The organism is Micromonospora sp. NPDC050397, from assembly GCF_044901685.1.
Lineage (GTDB): Bacteria > Actinomycetota > Actinomycetes > Mycobacteriales > Micromonosporaceae > Micromonospora_G.
Genome location: NZ_JBJDPS010000008.1, coordinates 60368 through 78427, shown reverse-complemented (window position 1 = coordinate 78427; position 18060 = coordinate 60368). Strand labels below are relative to the sequence as shown.

Annotated in this window: 14 protein-coding genes and 1 pseudogene; 9 read left to right on the top strand and 6 right to left on the bottom strand. The window is 72.6% G+C overall.

Features of this window, described 5'->3' with window-relative positions:
• Positions 1–66: 66 nt before the first annotated feature.
• Complete coding sequence (locus ACI2K4_RS24735) at positions 67–4146, bottom strand: S8 family serine peptidase (protein WP_404514536.1); 4080 nt, start codon at positions 4144–4146, stop codon at positions 67–69.
• Between the two features lie 281 nt (positions 4147–4427).
• Positions 4428–4670 (bottom strand): annotated as a pseudogene (locus ACI2K4_RS24730) (hypothetical protein); the annotation flags it as partial.
• 485 nt (positions 4671–5155) lie between these two features.
• Between ACI2K4_RS24730 and ACI2K4_RS24725 the strand changes: the two are divergent.
• Together ACI2K4_RS24725 and ACI2K4_RS24720 are read left to right on the top strand one after the other, a co-directional pair.
• Positions 5156–5713 carry a hypothetical protein gene (locus ACI2K4_RS24725; RefSeq protein ID WP_404514534.1) on the top strand — a complete coding sequence of 186 codons (558 nt, stop codon included), beginning with the start codon at positions 5156–5158 and terminating at the stop codon, positions 5711–5713.
• A gap of 241 nt (positions 5714–5954) precedes the next feature.
• The gene (locus ACI2K4_RS24720) at positions 5955–7088 is read left to right on the top strand and encodes a glycosyltransferase family 2 protein (RefSeq protein ID WP_404514532.1); all 1134 of its coding nucleotides are present in this window, start codon (positions 5955–5957) and stop codon (positions 7086–7088) included.
• Between the two features lie 75 nt (positions 7089–7163).
• Here ACI2K4_RS24720 and ACI2K4_RS24715 read toward each other — a convergent pair whose 3' ends face one another.
• The gene (locus tag ACI2K4_RS24715) at positions 7164–7949 is read right to left on the bottom strand and encodes a polysaccharide deacetylase family protein (RefSeq protein ID WP_404514775.1); all 786 of its coding nucleotides are present in this window, start codon (positions 7947–7949) and stop codon (positions 7164–7166) included.
• A 270-nt stretch (positions 7950–8219) separates the two neighbouring features.
• Here ACI2K4_RS24715 and ACI2K4_RS24710 point away from each other — a divergent pair, with 270 nt between their 5' ends.
• On the top strand, positions 8220–9494 hold the full coding sequence (locus ACI2K4_RS24710) for a GTP-binding protein (protein WP_404514530.1): 1275 nt from the start codon (positions 8220–8222) through the stop codon (positions 9492–9494).
• Between the two features lie 140 nt (positions 9495–9634).
• On the opposite strand, the gene ACI2K4_RS24705 is transcribed toward ACI2K4_RS24710, so the two are convergent.
• A complete protein-coding gene (locus tag ACI2K4_RS24705; RefSeq protein WP_404514528.1) occupies positions 9635–9880 on the bottom strand; it encodes a type B 50S ribosomal protein L31 in 246 nt (81 codons plus the stop codon).
• Positions 9877–11232: a CobW family GTP-binding protein gene (locus tag ACI2K4_RS24700; RefSeq protein WP_404514526.1), complete on the bottom strand. Its 1356-nt coding sequence runs from the start codon at positions 11230–11232 to the stop codon at positions 9877–9879. The genes ACI2K4_RS24705 and ACI2K4_RS24700 overlap by 4 nt, the downstream gene beginning before the upstream one ends.
• Positions 11233–11371: 139 nt before the next feature.
• Between ACI2K4_RS24700 and rpmB the strand changes: the two genes are divergently transcribed.
• From rpmB to ACI2K4_RS24670, 6 genes are read left to right on the top strand one after another with little or no spacing between them, the layout of a single operon-like run.
• Complete coding sequence (gene rpmB, locus ACI2K4_RS24695; RefSeq protein WP_404514524.1) at positions 11372–11608, top strand: 50S ribosomal protein L28; 237 nt, start codon at positions 11372–11374, stop codon at positions 11606–11608.
• The gene (rpmG, locus tag ACI2K4_RS24690) at positions 11608–11775 is read left to right on the top strand and encodes a 50S ribosomal protein L33 (RefSeq protein WP_121156558.1); all 168 of its coding nucleotides are present in this window, start codon (positions 11608–11610) and stop codon (positions 11773–11775) included. Before rpmB ends, rpmG begins: the two co-directional genes overlap by 1 nt.
• Positions 11775–13355: an anchored repeat ABC transporter, substrate-binding protein gene (locus ACI2K4_RS24685; RefSeq protein WP_404514521.1), complete on the top strand. Its 1581-nt coding sequence runs from the start codon at positions 11775–11777 to the stop codon at positions 13353–13355. The genes rpmG and ACI2K4_RS24685 overlap by 1 nt, the downstream gene beginning before the upstream one ends.
• Positions 13352–14398 (top strand): choice-of-anchor M domain-containing protein, encoded by a 1047-nt coding sequence (locus ACI2K4_RS24680; RefSeq protein ID WP_404514519.1) that lies wholly within the window; start codon positions 13352–13354, stop codon positions 14396–14398. The genes ACI2K4_RS24685 and ACI2K4_RS24680 overlap by 4 nt, the downstream gene beginning before the upstream one ends.
• The gene (locus ACI2K4_RS24675) at positions 14395–15162 is read left to right on the top strand and encodes an anchored repeat-type ABC transporter ATP-binding subunit (RefSeq protein ID WP_404514517.1); all 768 of its coding nucleotides are present in this window, start codon (positions 14395–14397) and stop codon (positions 15160–15162) included. Before ACI2K4_RS24680 ends, ACI2K4_RS24675 begins: the two co-directional genes overlap by 4 nt.
• Before the next feature lies 1 nt (position 15163).
• A complete protein-coding gene (locus ACI2K4_RS24670; protein WP_404514516.1) occupies positions 15164–16012 on the top strand; it encodes an anchored repeat-type ABC transporter permease subunit in 849 nt (282 codons plus the stop codon).
• 84 nt (positions 16013–16096) lie between these two features.
• On the opposite strand, the gene ACI2K4_RS24665 is transcribed toward ACI2K4_RS24670, so the two are convergent.
• Positions 16097–18052 carry a TIGR03773 family transporter-associated surface protein gene (locus ACI2K4_RS24665; RefSeq protein ID WP_404514515.1) on the bottom strand — a complete coding sequence of 652 codons (1956 nt, stop codon included), beginning with the start codon at positions 18050–18052 and terminating at the stop codon, positions 16097–16099.
• Positions 18053–18060: the final 8 nt, after the last annotated feature.

Sequence of the window (18060 nt, the reverse complement as noted above, 5' to 3'; positions counted from 1 at the left end):
GACGACCCTGACGGGTCGGATGCGGTGACGGGTCAGTGCCGGCGACGGGTCAGTGCCGGCGACGGGTCAGAGCCCGCCCACCCGGTTTCCGCACGAGCGGACCGGGTCGAGGGTGAAGTCGACCGTCGAGACCACTCCGGCGGTGATCGGCAACCGCCGGGTCTGCGGCTTCCAGCCGTCCCGGGCGACGATCACCTCGTACCGTCCCCGGGGCAGCCAGAGGGCGTACCGGCCATGTTCGTCGGCGGTCACGGTGTAGCCGGTGCCCGGGTCGCTGACCACGTTGACCTGGACCGTGGCCGGCACCGGGACCGGCGCTCCGGCGCACGGTCGACCCAGCACGGTCCCCTGGATCTTGCCCCAGTTCGGCGGGGGCGCGACGTTCGCGGTGACCGCTACCTTCGGCGACGGGTACGGCGTGTCCGCCTGGAGCACCACCCCGGCGCGGTAGGCACCGGGCTGGGTGATCGTGTTCGCCGAGGTGGCGGTCAGGGTCAGGGTCAGCACCCGCGACTGCCCGGGTGCCAGCGTGAACGTGGCCGGGGCCGCCGCCAGCCACGGTACGTCGACCGGGTCGTCGCAGGACTCCAACCCGCCCAGCCGCTCGGACTCGACCGACGGGGTGAACGGCTCCGGCATCCCGCCGAACTTGTACGCCCCGCACGCCCCGGCGCCCCGGAACTGGGCGAACCGTGAGTTGGGCAGGTCGAGCCAACTCCCGCTGGCCGGGTCGAAGGCGATGGTGCGGTTGGTGACCTCGTCCCGGTCGGCCGCGATCCCACCGTTGACCACCAGCAGCCGGCCGGCGGCGGCGTACTGCGAGCCCCAGAGCGGCACCGGCGGGGCGGGCAGCGGACTCCAGGTGTCGGTCCTGGGGTCGTACACGTGGGCGTCGTTGACCGGCTCGTCGCCGCTGCCACCGGAGCAGTACACGTGGCCGTCGATGCCGCCGCAGGAGGCCCAGGAGACGTTGCGGGGATAGTTCGCGCCGGTGCTGAACTCGCGGGTGGCGAGGTCGAAGACAACCAGGTCGTCCGAGTTCTCGCAGCCGGCGTCCACGCATCCGCCGACCAGGTAGAGCTTGCCGCCGACCACGGCGGTGCCGGCGGCGGCGCGCGGCGCCGGGTTGACCGCCCCGGGCAACGGCTGCCACTCGCCGCCGCCGGCCAGGTCGTAGCTGACCACGCCGGGCAGCGGGGGAGCGTCCCAGTTGCCCTCGTCGTCCTCCCAGCCGCCGACCACGTAGAGCTTGTCGTCGGCGACCGCCACCGACGGCTTGCCCCGCCCGACCGGCAGGTCCGGCAACCGGTTCCAGGCGTCGGCCCCGGGGTCGTAGACGGAGGCGTGTCGCGCGTTGCCGACGCCGACCCCGCCACCGACGGAGTAGACCTTCCCGTCCCAGGTGACGGCCGCGCTGTCGTACGCCGCCGAGGGCAGGTCGGAGATCCGTTGCCAGTTCTTCTCCGCCTCCGTACCGGGAACGGACGCGGGCGCGAGGTCGGCACCGGTACGGCGGACGGCCTGGCCGGGCCGGGCGGCGGTGCTGGCGCCGACCACCTTCCGCTGGTTGAGCGGCGGTCCGGCGCTCGGCTTTCCGGAAAGCGGCGTTCCGGGGAGTGGCGTTCCGGAAAGCGGCGTTCCGGGAAGCGCGAGCAGGTCGAAACCGCCGATCCGCTCCACCGGTGTGACCTGCGCCGGGGCGCTGCCGGTGTTGCGGACGGTGACCTTGGCGGTGCGGGTGCTGCCGTACGGCTGGTGGGTGACCACACCGGTGGGGTCGACGGTCAGCCGGCCGGCGCGCAGCGCGAAGTCGGCCCGCCGGACGTCGTCCGCGAGTACGTCAACCGGGCCGGTCGAGGTGGCGTACCCGGAGCGGCCAGCCTGGAACTGGAGTGGGCCGACCCGGTTGGAGAAGAGCCAGTAGAGGCCGTCGGGCAGGTTCGGGTCCTCCGGCGTCGCCGCCGAGAGGCCGTACGGGTGCCCGTCGGCGTAGTCGGCGCGTACCACCCGGACCCCGTTCAGCGCGGCTCCGGTGTTGTGGTCGGTGGTGAGGCCGACGACCAGGCCACCCGGGACCGGGGCGCAGGCGCCGCCAGCCGTGGCGTAGCCGGGAGCGGCACAGTCGGCCCCGACCGGCAGCGCGACGTTCGTGGTCTTGTCCACCCAGCCGAGCTTCAGGGTGGTGGTGACCGGTGGATAACCGGGATAGCGGGCGGTGGTGGTGACCTGGTAGGTGGCGTGGCCGGCGACGGTGAAGCTGAACCGGCCGGTGACCGGGTCGGTGAAGACCGGCCCGCCGGGACGACCGGGCACCGCGATCGTGGCGTAGAGCGGCCAGCGGTGGGCGGAGCCGTCGGCGACCCGTCCCGAGACGGTCACCGTCGGCGCCACCGCCAGGGCGAAGTTCTGGGTGACCGTGCCGTCGGTGGGGACGACCACCGGCACGGTCTGCGCGACGAACCCGTAGCTCGCCGCGGTGACCTGGTGCCGTCCGGCCGGCAGGGTGAAGCGGTAGCGGCCGTTGTCGTCGGTGCTCACCGTGCGGCCGTCGGCGCTGACCGTGGCACCGACGACCGGGGCGCCGCCGGCCGCGCTGGTCACCGTGCCACCCACCTCGCCGACCGGTCCGCGCGGAGCGAGCTTGACCGCCTGGTACGCGTCCAGCCGGCCCTCGCCGAAGGTGTTGTTGTCGTCCACCGTTCCGCCGCACTCCACCGCGTCGACGTCGATCGCGGTGTCGTCGAGCAGGGTCTGGGTCGCGGGCAGGTTGCCGCGCAGCGTCGGCGCCGCCGACCAGAGCAGCGCCACCGTGCCGGCGACGTGCGGGGCGGCCATCGAGGTGCCGCTGAACCAACCGTACGAGTGCCCCGGCACGCTGGACCGGATGTCCACCCCGGGGGCGGCGATGTTCGGCTTGATCCCGTCGTCCACCGAGGAGGCGCCCCGGCTGGAGAACTCGGCGATGACGTTGTCGACGTCGTACGCGCCGGCGGCGTACGACCGGGGGTAGTCGCCGGGGGAGCCGGCGGTGCCGCAGTCGGGGCCCTCGTTGCCGGTGGAGAAGCTCGGGAAGATGCCGACCGCGCGCCAGGCGTCGACGGTGTCGGCGTACCAGCGGTCGCCGGAACCACCGCCCCACGAGTTGTTGACGATGTCGGCGTGCAGGTCGGGGCGGGGGTTCTTGCCGTCGCGGTCGGTCGGGGCGAGCACCCACTGGCCGGCGGCGAGCAGGCTGGCGTCGGAGCAGCTACTGGACTCGCAACCCTTGGCGGCGATCCAGCGCGCGCCCGGCGCCACCCCGACCCGGTTCTCGGGGCCGTCGTCGCCCACCATGGTGCCCATGGTGTGGGTGCCGTGCCCGTCGTTGTCGCAGGGGGCGGCGTCGGTGCAGACGGCCGCCGGGTCGTACCAGTTGTAGTCGTGGTCGAAGCCGCCGTCGCCCCGGTTGCCCCGGTAGCTGTCGACCAGTGCGGGGTGGTCGTACTCGACCCCGGTGTCGATGTTCGCCACCACCACGGTCTCACCGCGTACGTCGAACTCGTCCCAGACCCGGGGTGCTCCGATGTTGAGCAGGCCCCATTCCGCCTCGGCGGCACCGGCCCGGTCGACCGGCTCCGCCGGCTTCGGCTCGACGACCGGGTAGCTCCGGGACGGCTCGATCCGCTCCACCTCGGGTCGGGCGGCGATGGTGTCGACCAGGTCACGGTCGCCGCGTACCCGGACGGCGTTGCTGATCCAGTACGCGGTGTGTGCCGTCTTCCGCGCGCCCAACTCCGCCAGCAGCCCGCGCTGGGCGTGCCGGGCGGTGTCGGTTAGCCGGCGGTACACCTCGGCGGCCCGGTCGTCGGAGCCACCCAGCCGGGCGGCGGCGGTCAGGTCGGCCCGCTCGCGCAGGTAGACCAGGAAGGTGGTGCTGCCGGTGCCGCGGAGCGCGGCGGAGACCTCCGGACTGACCGGTGCCGTCGTCCGGGCGCCGGTGCCGGCCACCGTTCCCGTCGCCCGGCCGGCGTCCGGTCGCCCGGTACGGGAATCGGCGCCGGCCGCTGCCGGTGACGCGGTCACGGCGAGTAGGGCACCGAGCGTCACGACCAGTGATCGCCACCGCCCACCGCGCCTACCGCCGGGATTGTTCCGTGGATCCGACATCCGTGCCCCCTACCTGCGGCCCCACTGCCCGGCGTCGGCGCCCGTCGAGTCGATGGGCCCGGAGTACGACCATCAGTGCCGCGGCGGATTGTCCGGCGTGGGTGGGCTTGGGGCATCGCTCTGTGCGGAACGTACGGCTCGGATTTACGCAGAGTCATTGGTCGACGGGCAACAAGAGTGACCGATCTGCGACAATTAGGTGATCCGTTCGGTCTGCCCCTCGGTGGGCGTCCGGCCGATTCCGGCGAGTGCCGGCAAGCCCCGGTGGAACCGGGAACGGCTCAGCGGCCGTTGCGGGGGAGGTCCTCGCGGGGCGTCCAGTTGCGGCGGATCACCACCACCCGTTGCTCGGCCTCGGCCAGGTCGGCCTCGGTCGGACGGGACGCGTCCCGCGCCCGCATGGCCGCGCTCACCCCGACCTGGGACGCCCCCGAGCCGATCAGGCCCCGCAGCCCCCGCTCGCTGTCCCGCTCGTCGGCGCCCGCGCCGTGCCCGCCACCCGAACCGTGACCGGACGCGCCGCCACCGCCACCGCCGTTCCCGCCCCGGTGCCCGACCGCGTTGTCGGCCCGGTGTCCGCCGCTGCTGTCCGCCCGGTGTCCGCTGCTGTCCGCCCGGTGTCCGGCGGCGCTTTCGGCCCGTTGTCCGCCGGTGGCGGGTGGGCGTCGTGGCGCGTCGGCCTCGGGCACCGGATCGTGCACCTCGGAGGTGGTCGCCGACCGCCCCTCCGGGGCCCACTCGTCCGGGCTCTCGGTGCCCGGGGTGGGGCCGTGCCGCAGCCGGCGCCGACGACGCTCAGGATCAGCCATGTGCCGACGGTACCCGCGACCGGCCGACCGGTTAAGGGTGCGGGCGGACGATCGCCGGTCACCACGGGCGACAGTGGCGCCGCTCTCCGTGGATATCGTGTTCGGTGGTCGATCGATGCCGGCGAGGCGGATGGTTTGTCGGCTGGTTACCCTCGAATCGGGACGGGTCACCCGGCCCCGATGGGGGAGGACTGGAACAGATGGCAGACCAGACGCAGCCGTGGTCCGAACAGACGGTCCCGTGGGCCGAGCGGACCGTCGAGGTGCCACCGCAGCGGGACGGTTTCCAGCGCGGTGTGGCCTCGGTCAGCCCGCGTACCGCCCGGACCGAGCGGAGCACCGAGTCGTTCCCGGTCGCCCCGCACGAGGAGACCGGGACCGGCTGGCCGATCGAGGACGAGCCGAGGGAGCGGATGCCGCTCGCGTACCACATCCGGCAACTGCGCAAGGGCAGGCACTGGAGCATGCTCGGTGGCCTGTTCGCCTTTGTCTGTTGGGGCATCTGGGCGATCTCGGCCCGGGGCGACTTCACCAGCCCGGTGGTGGCGTTCCTGCTCACCCTGCTGGTGGCGGTCGGCCTCTTCGCGCTGGCCCGCCTGCTCGGTCGGGTGGTGCTGGAGCGGCAGCTCGGCCGCGTACGTCGCAGTGCCCGGGGTGCGCACCTGGTCGCCGGGGTCTTCCTGACCGGCGTCGGCGTGGCCTACCTGCGCCAGACCGAGTGGGTGGTCAACGCCTGGAACTGGATCGCCGGCCTCTGACCCGATCCGGCCGCTGACCCGATCCGGCCACCGCCCACTTCCGACTCCGACTCCGACTCCGAGCGAATTCGACTCCGGGACGTACGCGACACGGCGTGCGGCCGGCTGGTTGCGTACTGTCGGCTATTCGACAGGTACGCAACGTAGCCAACCGTCCGGTCGTGATACATGTGCCTGATTCCTCGTCAGGCCAGCCGGGGGGCAGCGACCGTCCGGTCCCGTGTGCCCGGAGGTCGAGACGATGGCCCTGCTCAGTGTGATCATCCCGGTCTTCCGGGTCGAGGAGTACCTGTCCCGATGCCTGGACTCGGTGCTGCGTCAGTCCTTCACCGATGTCGAGGTGGTCGCGGTGGACGATGCCTCGGACGACGGGTGCGCCGACATCCTCGCCCGGTACGCGGCGAGCGAGCCTCGGCTGCGGGTGGTCACGCTCGACCGCAACCGAGGACTGGGCGCGGCGCGTAACGCCGGCCTGGCCCGGGCGACCGGGACCTACGTCTGGTTCGTGGACAGCGACGACTGGCTGCCCGACGGCACTCTCGCGGCGGTCGCCGACCGGCTCGCCGAGACCCGGCCCGACCTGCTGGTCACCGGGTTCAGCCGGGTCTACTGGGACGGCCGGGTCCGGACCGAGTCGGTCTCCGGGGTGGCCGGGCAGCCGGGTGCGCCGCAGATGTTCTCGCTGCGGGACCGACCGGCGCTTCTCTCCGTACTGCACATCGCCTGTAACAAGGTGGTCCGTCGGGGCTTCCTCACCGAGCTGGGGTTGTCCTTCGGCGACGGCTGGTACGAGGACGTGTCGTTCAGCTTCCCGCTGATGCTGGCGGCCGAACGGATCAGCCTGCTCGACCGGGACTGTTACGCGTACCGGCAGCGGCGCAGCGGCGCGATCACCCACACGGTCAGCGAACGCCACTTCGAACTCTTCCCGCACTGGGACCGGGTCTTCGCGTTCCTGGAGGCGCACCCGGAGATCCCGGCCGGGCTGCGCGGGTTGGTCTTCCAGCGGATGGTCTGGCACTTCCTCCAGGTGCTCGGGCACGCCCAGCGGGTGCCGACCGCGCGCCGCCGGGAGTTCTTCGCCACCATGGTCGACCGGTTCCGCCGGTACCGGCCGGTCGCCGGTTACCGGGTGCCGCCGGGTGCGGCCGGGCTCAAGCACCGGCTGGTCGCGAGCGGGGCGTACCGGTTGTTCGAGGCGCTGCGCCGGGCCAACCGGGTCGGCGGCGCGCTGGCTCGGCGACGTCCCGCCCCGGTCCGGGCCGTCCGGGTCCACCCGGCGGCCCCGACCGCCGGGCCCGCGACGAACCCGGGTCGTTCCTGGCCGCCCAACGAGGTGATCATCCCCGGCGAGGTACGCGACCGGGTGCGCTGACGCCGTCGCTGGATCGGCTGGTGGCGGACGAGGGACAGCGGCGGGCGCGCCCCGGGCCGGGGAGGAACGGGCGGGTCACCCCACCGGCGTGCGCCACCCGGTCGGGCCGTTCCGGGCCGACCGCCCCGGCGGCAACCCGTGCTCACCCAGCGGCCCCACCCGCCAGCCCCGCCGGGCACACTCGTCCAGCAGGTACGGCAGCGCGGCCAGGCTCGACCGCCAGGCGCCGGGCGCGGAGGCGCAGTCGGAGTCGTGCAGCAGGATCGTGCCGCCCCCGTCCAACCCGTCGCGCAAAGTGGCGAGCACCGAGGCGGGTGTGGCCGTACGTGTCCAGTCCCGCCCCCAGCAGGTCCAGAGCACCGGACTCAGGGCCAGCCGACGTGCCGCCAGCAGGGCCGACGCGCTCAGCACCCCGTACGGCGGGCGGTAGAAACGCGGCGTCTGCCCGGTTGTCTCCTGCACCAGGTCCCGGGCGCGGGCCAGGTCGTGATGGGTCGAGTACGGCCCGCGCAACAGCAGGTTCCGGTGCGCCCACCCGTGCACCGCGACCTCGTGCCCGGCGGCGACGAGGTCCCGGCCCACCGAGGGCGCGTCGGCCAGGGTGGAGCCGAGCATGAAGAACGTCGCCCGTACCCGGTGGGCGGCTAGCGCCTCGGCGAACCGGGGTGTGGAGGCCGGGTCCGGCCCGTCGTCGAAGGTCAACGCCACGTGGTCGACCGCGCCGAAACCGCTGAGCCGGGGAAAGAGCCGCAGTCGGATCCTGGGCAGGACGGTGACGGCGGGAACGGCGTTGGCGACCGCGCCGAGCGTGGCCATCAGGGCGGCCCGCCGACCGGATCGACGGGCGGGGATGCCGGTCATGTCGGCCCGCCGGGCCCGGGGGTGGCACCGGGCCCGGAGTCGACCGGCGCCGGACGCGCCACCGGGACCCGGTGTGCCCCGATCGTCGCCCTCCACCACGTCACGCGGCCTTTTACCCGCTTCGCGCCCGGCCATTCCCTCGCCGCCGGACATTCTTCTTACCGCCCGGACATTCTCCGCACCGCCCCGACGGTTCGCCGCGCCCGGGACCCCGGTGCAGCTTAATGAAAATGACTACCGTTATCGTGGCGGGGTCGAAAGGAGCCCCCGATGGCCGGTGGTAAGACCACGATGACCGTCCCCGTACGCCTGCCGGTGACCGTGCTCTCCGGGTTTCTCGGTGCGGGCAAGACCAGTCTGCTCAACCACGTGCTCGCCAACCGGGACGGGCTGCGGGTCGCCGTGATCGTCAACGACATGAGCGAGGTCAACATCGACGCCGCGCTGGTCCGCGACGGGGGAGCCCTTTCCCGTACGGAGGAACGCCTGGTCGAGATGACCAACGGCTGCATCTGCTGCACCCTCCGGGACGACCTGCTCGACGAGGTCGCCCGGTTGGCCCGGCAGGGCCGGTTCGACTACCTGCTGATCGAGTCCAGCGGCATCTCCGAACCGCTGCCGGTCGCGGCCACCTTCGCCTTCGGCATCGAGCCGGATGCCGGGCCGGAAGCCGGGCCGGAAGGTGCCGGCGGGACCGGCGGCGTGCTGGCCGATCTGGCCCGGCTGGACACGATGGTCACCGTCGTGGACGCCCCGAACCTGATCGCCCAGATCGACGCCGGGGAGTCGCTGGAGGAGCGCGGGCTCTCCGCGTACGACGATGACGACCGGACCATCGCGGACCTGTTGGTCGACCAGATCGAGTTCGCCGACGTGATCGTGGTCAACAAGACCGACCTGGTCGACCCGGCGGCGCTGGTGACCGTCGAGGCCCTGGTCACCCGGCTCAACCCGGTCGCCCGGCAGGTGCGCGCGACGTACGGTCGGGTGCCGCTGCCGGAGATCCTGGACACCGGGCGCTTCGACCTGGAACGGGCCGAGACGGCACCCGGCTGGGTCGCCGAGCTGAACGGCACCCACATACCGGAAACCATCGAGTACGGCATCAGCAGCACCGTGTTCCGGGAGTCGGCCCCGTTCCACCCCGGACGGCTCTGGGACCTGCTCACCAGCGGCCGGCTCGCCGAGTACGGCGTACTGCGCTCCAAGGGTTTCCTCTGGCTGGCGAGCCGACCCGGCGTACAGGCGCTCTGGTCCCAGGCCGGGCCGTCGGGCCGGTGCGACCCCGTCGGAGTGCCGGTGGCCGTCTCCGGCGAGTGGCCGGACGACCCGGTGGAGCGCGCCGAACTGGACGCGCGCTGGCACCCCGACTACGGGGACCGTCAGCAGGAGCTTGTCTTCATCGGCGTCGACCTGGCCGTCGACCCGCTCCGCCTCGCCCTCTCCGAGTGCCTGCTCACCGATGAAGAACTCGCCACCGGTGAGCAGAACTGGTCGAGACTTCCCGACCCCTTCCCGGCCTGGGACCACCCCGACCACCCCTGACCACCCCACCCGTCCACCCCACCCCCCGCCCTCGCCCCGCCCCCCTCGCTCCGTTGACCATGAAGTTGTCGCAGAGGTTCGCGCGCCGGAACAGCGATAAATTCATGATCAACGGGGGCGGGTGGCGGGAGCGGGTGGGGTCAGCGCTTGGCGTACCTGGCGCGGAACTTCTCCACCTGGCCGGCGGTGTCCATCAGGCGTTGGCGGCCGGTCCAGAAGGGGTGGCTGGCCGATGATATGTCCACGTCGATCACCGGGTACGTGTTGCCGTCCGTCCATTCGACCGTCTTCTCGCTGGTCGCGGTGGAACGGGTGAGGAAGGCGAAGTCGGCGTTGCGGTCGCGGTAGACGACGGGGCGGTAGGCGGGATGGATGTTCGGTTTCACTGTGGTTCGTTTCCTCTCGAGATTGATCCGGGTTCAAGTGGCCCGGCGGTCGGTACCACGGGCGCCTCGGCGCTCGGGACCACCGGCGGACCGGCGCTCGGGGGGACGGGCGGGAAGTGGTCGGCGAACGGGTCCGGATAGGCCCGCCAGCCGGCCTCCCCGTCGGCCAACTCGCTGTCGGTGAGCAGGCAATCGGTGAGCAGCCGGTGTGTCTCCACCGGGTCGAGGCCGAGACCGATGAAGACAAGATGGGTGTGCCGGTCCCCGTAGTAGGGGTCCCAGTCCAGGTCGGCGGCGAATCGGCGCTGGTCGCTCGCCTCGGTCCAGCGCTCCGGCGGCAGGCCGACCAGCCAGCGGTCGAGTGTGCGGAGGGTCAGGGCGCCGCCGGCGAACTCCCAGGCGACCACGGTCTCTGGCTGGCTGGCCAGCCAGAGGTGCCCGCGCGAGCGCAGCGCCTCGCCGGTCACCGTCTCCAGGGTGGAGTGCAACCGGGTCGGGTGGAACGGCCGGCGGGCGCGGAAGAGCGCGGAGACCACCCCGGAGTCGGGCAGCGGTTCGTGTACGCCGATCGAAAAGCCCTCGATGCCCCGGGCGAGTACGCCGGGTGTCCACGGCCGGTGTCGGTTGGTGTGCCGTAGCTGGTTGCGCAGGGCGGTCACGTCGACCAGCCGCTCGGTGGCGGCGCTGACGTGTCCGGCCCACGGGGCCATCCGGCGCAGCAGCACCCCCACCTGCCCGGTCTCGTACGCGCCGTCGCGGGACCGTCCCCACAGCACGACGGTGTCGGCGTACTCGATCTGACGGGCGATGACGTCGGCGAGCGCGCGGTCGTCGTCCGGTGCCGCCGCGATGCCGAGGGTCACCAGGTCGTCGGTGTTGGCCAGACCGTCGAGCAGGTGTTCGGCGGCGACCACGGTGACGTACGAGTCGAAGCGCACCAGGTCGGTCACCGGCACCCCGTCGACCAGGCAGTACGCGCAGGCGTCGGCGACCGCCTCGGGCTCGACCACCTCGGGCAGCATCAGCAGCAGGTCCCGGCCGGGTCGGGTGGCGGCCAGTCGGGCCAGGGTGGGCAGCACGTCCTCGCGGAGTGTGCACGAGACGCAGCCGTGCGCGAGGGTGATGGTCTTGTCCTCGACGATTCCGGCGTGGTCGCGTACCACTCGGCGCACCTTTCCGTCCCGTACGTCGGTCAGGTCGTGCCTGACCAGCAGCAGCGACGGATCGTCGGCGAGCAGGGCGCGGGCCACCGCGAAGGTGGCCGTGGGCCAGAACCCGGAGAGCACGGTGACCGCCGGTCGCAGGTCGGTACGGGCCTGCGGGGCGCCCGTCGGGGCAAGCGGTGACGACATGCGGCTCCCTTCGGTCTAAATGAAAACGGTTGTCATTATAGGCAGACTCGTCCTGCCTACCGACCGTCGGCCCGGGGGTGAAAATGAAAACGGTTTCCGTTACGGTGGGAGCTCCACCCTGGATCGAAGGAGGAACACCGTGTCCAGACGATGCGACGTCACCGGTGCCGAACCGAGCTTCGGCAACGCCGTCTCCCACTCGCACCGGCGCACCCGCCGCCGGTGGAACCCCAACCTCCAGAGCCACCGCTACTGGCTCGCCAGCGAACGGCGCTGGATCCGGCTGAACCTCACCGCCAAGGCGTTGCGCACGGTCGACCGCAAGGGAATCGACAGGGTCGTCGCGGAACTGCGGGCCCGTGGGGTGCGGCTCTGATGGCCCGCCAGACCGACGTCCGACCGGTGGTCAAGCTGAAGAGCACCGCCGGGACCGGCTACACGTACGTCACCCGGAAGAACCGCCGCAACGACCCGGACCGGCTGGTGCTGCGCAAGTACGACCCGCTCGTACGCCGGCACGTCGACTTCCGCGAGGAGCGCTGATGGCGCGACCGCGCCCGCCCCGGCGGTACGCGTTCGTGGCCGGCGTGGCCGCCACCGTGGGACTGCTCCCGGCCTGTGCCGCGCCGGTCACCTTCACCGGCAGCGGTGACCGCCTCCAGGTCGTCACCACCACCGGCATCCTGGCCGACCTGGTGCGCAACGTCGGCGGCGACCGGGTCCTGGTCGATTCGGTCGTGCCGGACAACGCTGACTCGCACGGGTACGAGCCGACCCTGCGGGACGTGCGCAACATCGTCTACGCCGACGTCGCCTTCAGCAACTACCTCCTGCTGGAGGCGCAGTCCGTGATCAGGACGTTGGACGCGAACCTGCGGGAGGGTACGCCGAACATCTCGCTCGCCGAGGGCGCCACCAAGTACGCCGCCGAGGTCATCCCGATGGTCGAGGACGCGTCGCTCGACACCATCTGGCTCGGCCTGCGGGTGCGCGGGACCGGCCAGCGGTTCCAGGCCACCCGGTCGTCGGACGTACTGCTGACGGCGACCGAGGTGACCGGTCCGGGGCGGCTGGTCGGGTACCTCACCGAGTCGTTCGGCACGCCCGACGTGACCTTCGACTCGGCCGACGGGTTCGACCCCGCCAACGGCTACCGGGACGACACGGCTACCCTGCCACCGGACGCGCACACCCACATGAGCTGGGCGTTCACCGAACCGGGTGTCTACCGGCTCACCGTCAGGGCGGAGCTGCGGGTCTCCCAGCGGTCCGCGCCGATCCCGCTCGGGCAGCAGCGGTTCACCTTCGCCGTCGGCGTCGACCCGCACACGGTGCCCGGGTTCGCCGACCCGGCGGTGCTCGGCCGGGGACACGCCGACATCACGGTCGACGTCGACTCCGGACGCCTCTACCTGTACGCGGACCCGCACGGCGGCGGCGAGGCCAGCCAGCGGGTGTACGACCCCGCCAGCACCGTGGTCGAGGTGCCGAACAAGGCCCTGCTGGAGGTGCCCGCCGGCCGGGGCTTCCGGTTCCTCGGCCGGGCCGGCGCACGGGTGTTCCAGTTGCCGCAGGCCGTCCTCGGTCGGCACGTGCACGGCGAGATCGACCCACACCTCTGGCAGGACGTACGCAACGTCCAGTCCTACGTGGAGCTGATCCGGGACACGCTGATCGGCGCGGACCCGCCCGGGGCGGTGACGTACCGGCGGAACGCCGACGCGTACCTGGCCCGGTTGAGCGACCTGGACGCGTACGTGGCCGCGACGATCGCCGCCATCCCGCCGGCCGAGCGGTACCTGGTGACCACGCACGACGCGTTCGCCTACCTGTCCCGGGCGTACGGCATCCCGGTCGCCGGTTTTGTCACCCCGAACCCGGCGACCGAGCCGAGCCTGGCCGACCGGGTCAGGTTGACCGGGACGATCAGGAACCTGCGGGTGGGCGCGGTCTTTCTCGAACCGAACCTCCGGGCACGCTCCGCGACGCTGGTCGAGGTGGCCAGGGAACAGGGCGTCCAGGTCTGCCCGATCTACGGCGACGCGTTCGACGCGACCGTCGACACCTACCTGAAGATGATGCGCTTCAACGCCGACTCCCTCGCGAGGTGCCTGCGCCGATGACCGCGACACTGACTCGGACGACCCGGGACGGCACCCGTGCCCGGGGCTACCGATCCCGGCGGCTGGCCGCCGCCACCGCCGCGATCCTCGCGGCGATCCTGCTGGTGCCGCCACCGGCGGCGGCGGACGACCGACGGGGTCAGACGCTCGACCCGGAGCAGCACGAGGCCGCCGGCCGGGTGGTCCTGCACGGCGGACACGTCGACATCGGCCCGCACTACCGGGACGGCAGGTGGACGGTCCAGGTCCACGACGACACCGTCGAACCGTCCGTCTGGCGGCAGCCGTCGGACGCGGTGATCCAGGTACGCGACCCGGCCGTCCTGCGCGTCCCGGACGACCCGGCGTACGCGTTCCTCGGCCGACGTCCCGGCACCCCGGTGTACGTCGTGCCGCAGACCCAGAACCAGGACGTGGTGTGGGTCGGGTGGAACACCCAGGACCCGGCGGTGATGGACGTGATCCAGCGTGGCGTGACGATGCGGCTGACCGGCGTACGGGGTCCGGGGAGCCTGGTCGTCTACCTCCAGTCCGGAAACCTCGGCGCCCCGCAGGTGCTCTGGGACTCCACCCGGGCGTTCCCGCAGGACCTCTGGGTGGAGACGAACACGCACACCCACGCGAACTGGGTCTTCGCCGAGCCCGGCGTCTACCTGGTGGCGATCGAGATCACGGCTGATCTGGCCGGTGGCGGGTCGGCCACCGGGACCGGCGTGCTGCGCTTCGCGGTCGGCGACGGCACCAGCACCGACGAGGCGTTCGCCGCCGGTTACGCCGACGTGGCCGCCCCGGCGACCGGCGGCACCCCGACCCCGGCGCCGACCTCGGCGGCCACCTCGTCCTCCGGCGGCACCCGCCCCCGCCCCGCCGTCCTGGCCGGCGTCGTGACCGGCGTCGCCGGAGTGCTCCTGGTGGCGGCGGTGAGCGGAGTGCTGGTACGCGGCAGCCGGGCCAAGCGGCGGGCCGAGGCGGAACGTACCGCCGGCCGTACCGGGTCGGCGGTCGGCCCGGCCGGCGCCGTGGGTCCGGACGGTGACCGATGAGTACGGTGCTCGCGATCGAGGGTCTCGGCGTGGAACTCGGTGGTCGGCTCGCCCTGGACGGGGTGGACCTGACCGTCGAGGCCGGCGAGCTGGTGGGCCTGGTCGGGCCGAACGGCGCCGGCAAGACCACCCTGCTCCGCTCCGTCCTCGGCCTGGTCCGGGCGAGGGCCGGTCGGGTCACCGTGGCCGGTGCTCCGGCGCGCGCGGGCCGGGCGGCGGTCGGTTACGTGCCGCAGCGGCACGAGTTCACCTGGGACTTCCCGATCTCCGTGGAGGACGCGGTGATGACCGGCCGGACCGGCCGGCTGGGGTTGCTCCGGCGCCCCCGGGTGGCGGACTGGCACGTGGTGGGCGAGGCACTGGACCGGGTACGCCTCACCGAACTGCGCCGCCGCCCGGTCGGCGAACTCTCCGGCGGTCAACGGCAGCGGGTCCTCGTCGCCCGCGCGCTCGCCGTCGACCCGAAGATCCTCCTGCTCGACGAGCCGTTCACCGGGCTGGACATGCCCACCCAGGAACTGCTCGGCGAGTTGTTCGCCGCGCTCGCCCGGGAGATCGCGGTCCTGATGGCCACCCACGACCTGGCGGCGGCGGTGTACGGGTGCGACAGGCTGGCCCTGCTCAACCGCACCCTGGTCGCCGTCGGCACCCCCGACGAACTGCGCGACCGTCGGGTCTGGATGGAGACGTTCCAGGTGGGCGAGCGGAGCCACCTGTTGCGCACGCTCGGTCTGGCCTCACCGACCACGACCGTGGGGGTCTGACTTGTCGCCGTTCGAGTTCCTCGCCGACCTGGTCAACCCCGACCTCGCCTTCCTACCCAAGGCCCTCTTCGTCGCGGTGGTGTCGGCCGTCGTCTGCGGTGTGATCGGCTGCCACGTGGTCCTGCGCGGCATGGCGTTCATCGGGGACGCGGTCGCCCACGCCGTCTTCCCGGGCCTCGCGGTCGCCTTTGTCGTCTCCGGCAACCTGGTGCTCGGCGGCACCGTCGCGGGCGTGCTCACCGCGCTGCTGATCGCGGTGTTCGCGCAGAACCGGCGGTTGCGGGAGGACTCGGTGATCGGTGTCTTCTTCGTCGCCGCGTTCGCGCTCGGCGTCGTGGTCATCTCGCGGGCGCCGGGTTACGCCGGGTCGCTGCAACAGTTCCTGTTCGGCTCGATCACCGGCATCCCGGACCGGGACCTCTACGTCGTCGGCCTGACCGGGCTGACCCTGCTGCTGGTGGCGTTCCTGCTGCACAAGGAGTTCGTCGCGGTCAGCCTGGACCGGGAGATGGCCCGAGCGGTCGGCCTGCGTACGTTCTGGCTCGACCTCGCGCTCTACGTGATGGTGACGCTGGCGGTGGTCATCTCGGTCCAGACCATCGGCAACATCCTCGTCCTCGCCCTGCTGGTCACCCCGGCCTCGGCGGCGCGGCTGATGACCGACCGGCTGGGCGTGATGATGCTGCTGGCCCCGGTGATCGGTGGTCTGTCCGCCCTGCTCGGTCTCTACGTCTCGTGGTCGTGGGACCTGCCCGTCGGCGGCACCATAGTGCTCGTCCTCACCGCGGTCTTCCTGACCGCCTGGCTGCTCGCGCCCCGGCACGGGCTGCTCGCCCGACGCCTGCGCTGACGCCGCCCGGCCCCGGCCGGACGGTACGGTGCCGGGACAGGGCTCGTTCGCCTGTCCCGGCACCGGGGGTACCGCCGCTGGTCGTCAGCCGATCATCGGTCCGTCGACGACCGCCCGGCGCCGACGTACCCGGGTCAGGACGATCATCGCGGTGCCGAGCACGAGCAGGCCGGCACCGACGACGATCGGTCGGAGCAGTGCGGTGCCGGTGGTCGGTAGCTGACCACCCGTGCCGCCGCAGCCGCTGGCGGTCGTCTTCGGCAACAGTCCGGCCGGATCGGTGTCGCCCACGGCCACGGTCAGCACCTGGGTGTCGGTCGAGACGCTGCCCGAGGCGAGCCTCGCCGACTGGGTGAAGGTCAGCCGATAGCCGCCCGGCCTGGTGAACGCCCAGTTGCCGTGGGCGTGCGTGCCGAGCGGGATGTCGTAGCCGTCGGGCAGCCCGTTCGCGCTGTCGAAGACGACCATCGGCTTGCCGAACGCGTCGAGCTGGTAGACCGCCACCGCCCCGGGACCGCTCACCCCGGTGAGCTTCCAGGTCACCGGCCCGGTCACCTGCGACGGCTTCAGCTCCTCGGTGTTCCAACCGGCCCAGAGCACGTCCTGCTTCTGGGTCTGCGGGATCTGCCACACCGTCGCGGCCGGGGGGCCGAGGAAGCCGAAGTCGCCCCCGGTCGGAATGGTGATCGCCGCCGCCGACCGGAGCTGGAGCACCACCTGGGCGGGACTGCGCCAGACCGGGCCGCCGGTGCCCGTACCGTCCTTGATCTGGGAGACCAACCGGCCGTCGACGATCCGGGCGGCGTAGTCCACGTGTCCCTGGCGCAGCACCACCCCGCTGGTCCGGGTGGTCGGTACGCAGCCCGGCGTGGTCGCGGCGGCGCTGGTCGGACGGGCGGACGCGGTGCTCGTCGGCCCGGTGGTACGCGGTGGGCCGGACGTCCCGGTGGCGGTGCGCGTGGGCGTGGGGGTGCCGCTCGGGCTCGCCGACCCGGTCGGGCTCGGGGTGGGCGGGAAGGTGGGCGGTGGGCTGCCCTGACCGGGCGTCACCCGGTACGTCAGCGGCGTCGACGTGGAGGAGCGGTAGTCGTTGCCGTACCTGGGGGAGAAGCGGGCCCTGATCGGGTGCTCGCCCGGGGCCAGCGCGCTGGTGGTCAGGGTCGCGGTCCCGGCCGCGCCGACCTCGGTGAAGCCGAGCGGGGTGTCGCCGTCGAGGAACTCGATCCAACCGGCCGCCCCGGCCGGCGCGACCGTGCCGGTCAACGCCACCGGCGACCCCGACGGGGCGACCGGGGGAGCGGCCGTGACCGTGGTCGTGGTCGGCTCGGCCAGCACGTCCCCGGCGGCGGTGCCGCCGACGTACCAGGTGTAGTCGACCGGTCCCGAACGCAGTGCCGCGCCGCCCGGCAGGGTCGCGGTCGCCTCGAAGGTCAGCGTGTAGCGGCCCAGGGCGGAGAACGCCCAGTTGGCGTGTACGTGCGAGTTCACCGCCTGGCGCAGCGAGCCGTACGCGGGGTCGACCGAGCTGAGCGTACGGATGGGCATGCCGAACTCGTCCCACTGGAACACCTCGACCCGTCCCGGGCCGCGTACCGCGCGCAGGTGCAGGTCCACCACGTCGTCGGCGAACAGCCCGACCGGCAGGCTCTCGGTGTCCCAGCCGGGCCAGAGCACCCCGTCGACCTGGGTCTGGGGGGCGAGCCAGAGCGGTGCCCCGACCGGTCCCAGGAACCCGTACTCGGGTATGTCCGGCACCGCCACGGCCGAGGATTCGTTGTCGAGGAGCTGGAAGAGGACCTCGTCCGGTTCGGCGTGCAGGTAGTCCGGGGCGTTGCCGATCCGGCTCTTCAACCGCAGGTCGCCGTCCACGTACCTTAGGTCGATCACGTCGGTGTGGCCGTCGTTGACGACGGTCCGTTCGGTGCTCGCGGGGGGCGCCGCCATCACCTCGGTGGCGGGCAGCGCCCACGGGGACAGGGCCGCCGTCACCGCCACCGCGGCGGCCAACGTGGCGAGGTGAAGTCTCGCCGTGCCTAGCATCGTTGTCT

What these genes read in the sequence shown, in the direction of transcription:
- ACI2K4_RS24735 (WP_404514536.1), bottom strand. Translation starts at nt 4,146, where the DNA reads ATGTCGGATCCACGGAACAATCCCGGCGGTAGGCGCGGTGGGCGGTGG.
- ACI2K4_RS24725 (WP_404514534.1), top strand. Translation starts at nt 5,156, where the DNA reads ATGGCAGACCAGACGCAGCCGTGGTCCGAACAGACGGTCCCGTGGGCC.
- ACI2K4_RS24720 (WP_404514532.1), top strand. Translation starts at nt 5,955, where the DNA reads ATGGCCCTGCTCAGTGTGATCATCCCGGTCTTCCGGGTCGAGGAGTAC.
- ACI2K4_RS24715 (WP_404514775.1), bottom strand. Translation starts at nt 7,949, where the DNA reads ATGACCGGCATCCCCGCCCGTCGATCCGGTCGGCGGGCCGCCCTGATG.
- ACI2K4_RS24710 (WP_404514530.1), top strand. Translation starts at nt 8,220, where the DNA reads ATGGCCGGTGGTAAGACCACGATGACCGTCCCCGTACGCCTGCCGGTG.
- ACI2K4_RS24700 (WP_404514526.1), bottom strand. Translation starts at nt 11,232, where the DNA reads ATGTCGTCACCGCTTGCCCCGACGGGCGCCCCGCAGGCCCGTACCGAC.
- rpmG (WP_121156558.1), top strand. Translation starts at nt 11,608, where the DNA reads ATGGCCCGCCAGACCGACGTCCGACCGGTGGTCAAGCTGAAGAGCACC.
- ACI2K4_RS24685 (WP_404514521.1), top strand. Translation starts at nt 11,775, where the DNA reads ATGGCGCGACCGCGCCCGCCCCGGCGGTACGCGTTCGTGGCCGGCGTG.
- ACI2K4_RS24680 (WP_404514519.1), top strand. Translation starts at nt 13,352, where the DNA reads ATGACCGCGACACTGACTCGGACGACCCGGGACGGCACCCGTGCCCGG.
- ACI2K4_RS24675 (WP_404514517.1), top strand. Translation starts at nt 14,395, where the DNA reads ATGAGTACGGTGCTCGCGATCGAGGGTCTCGGCGTGGAACTCGGTGGT.
- ACI2K4_RS24665 (WP_404514515.1), bottom strand. Translation starts at nt 18,052, where the DNA reads ATGCTAGGCACGGCGAGACTTCACCTCGCCACGTTGGCCGCCGCGGTG.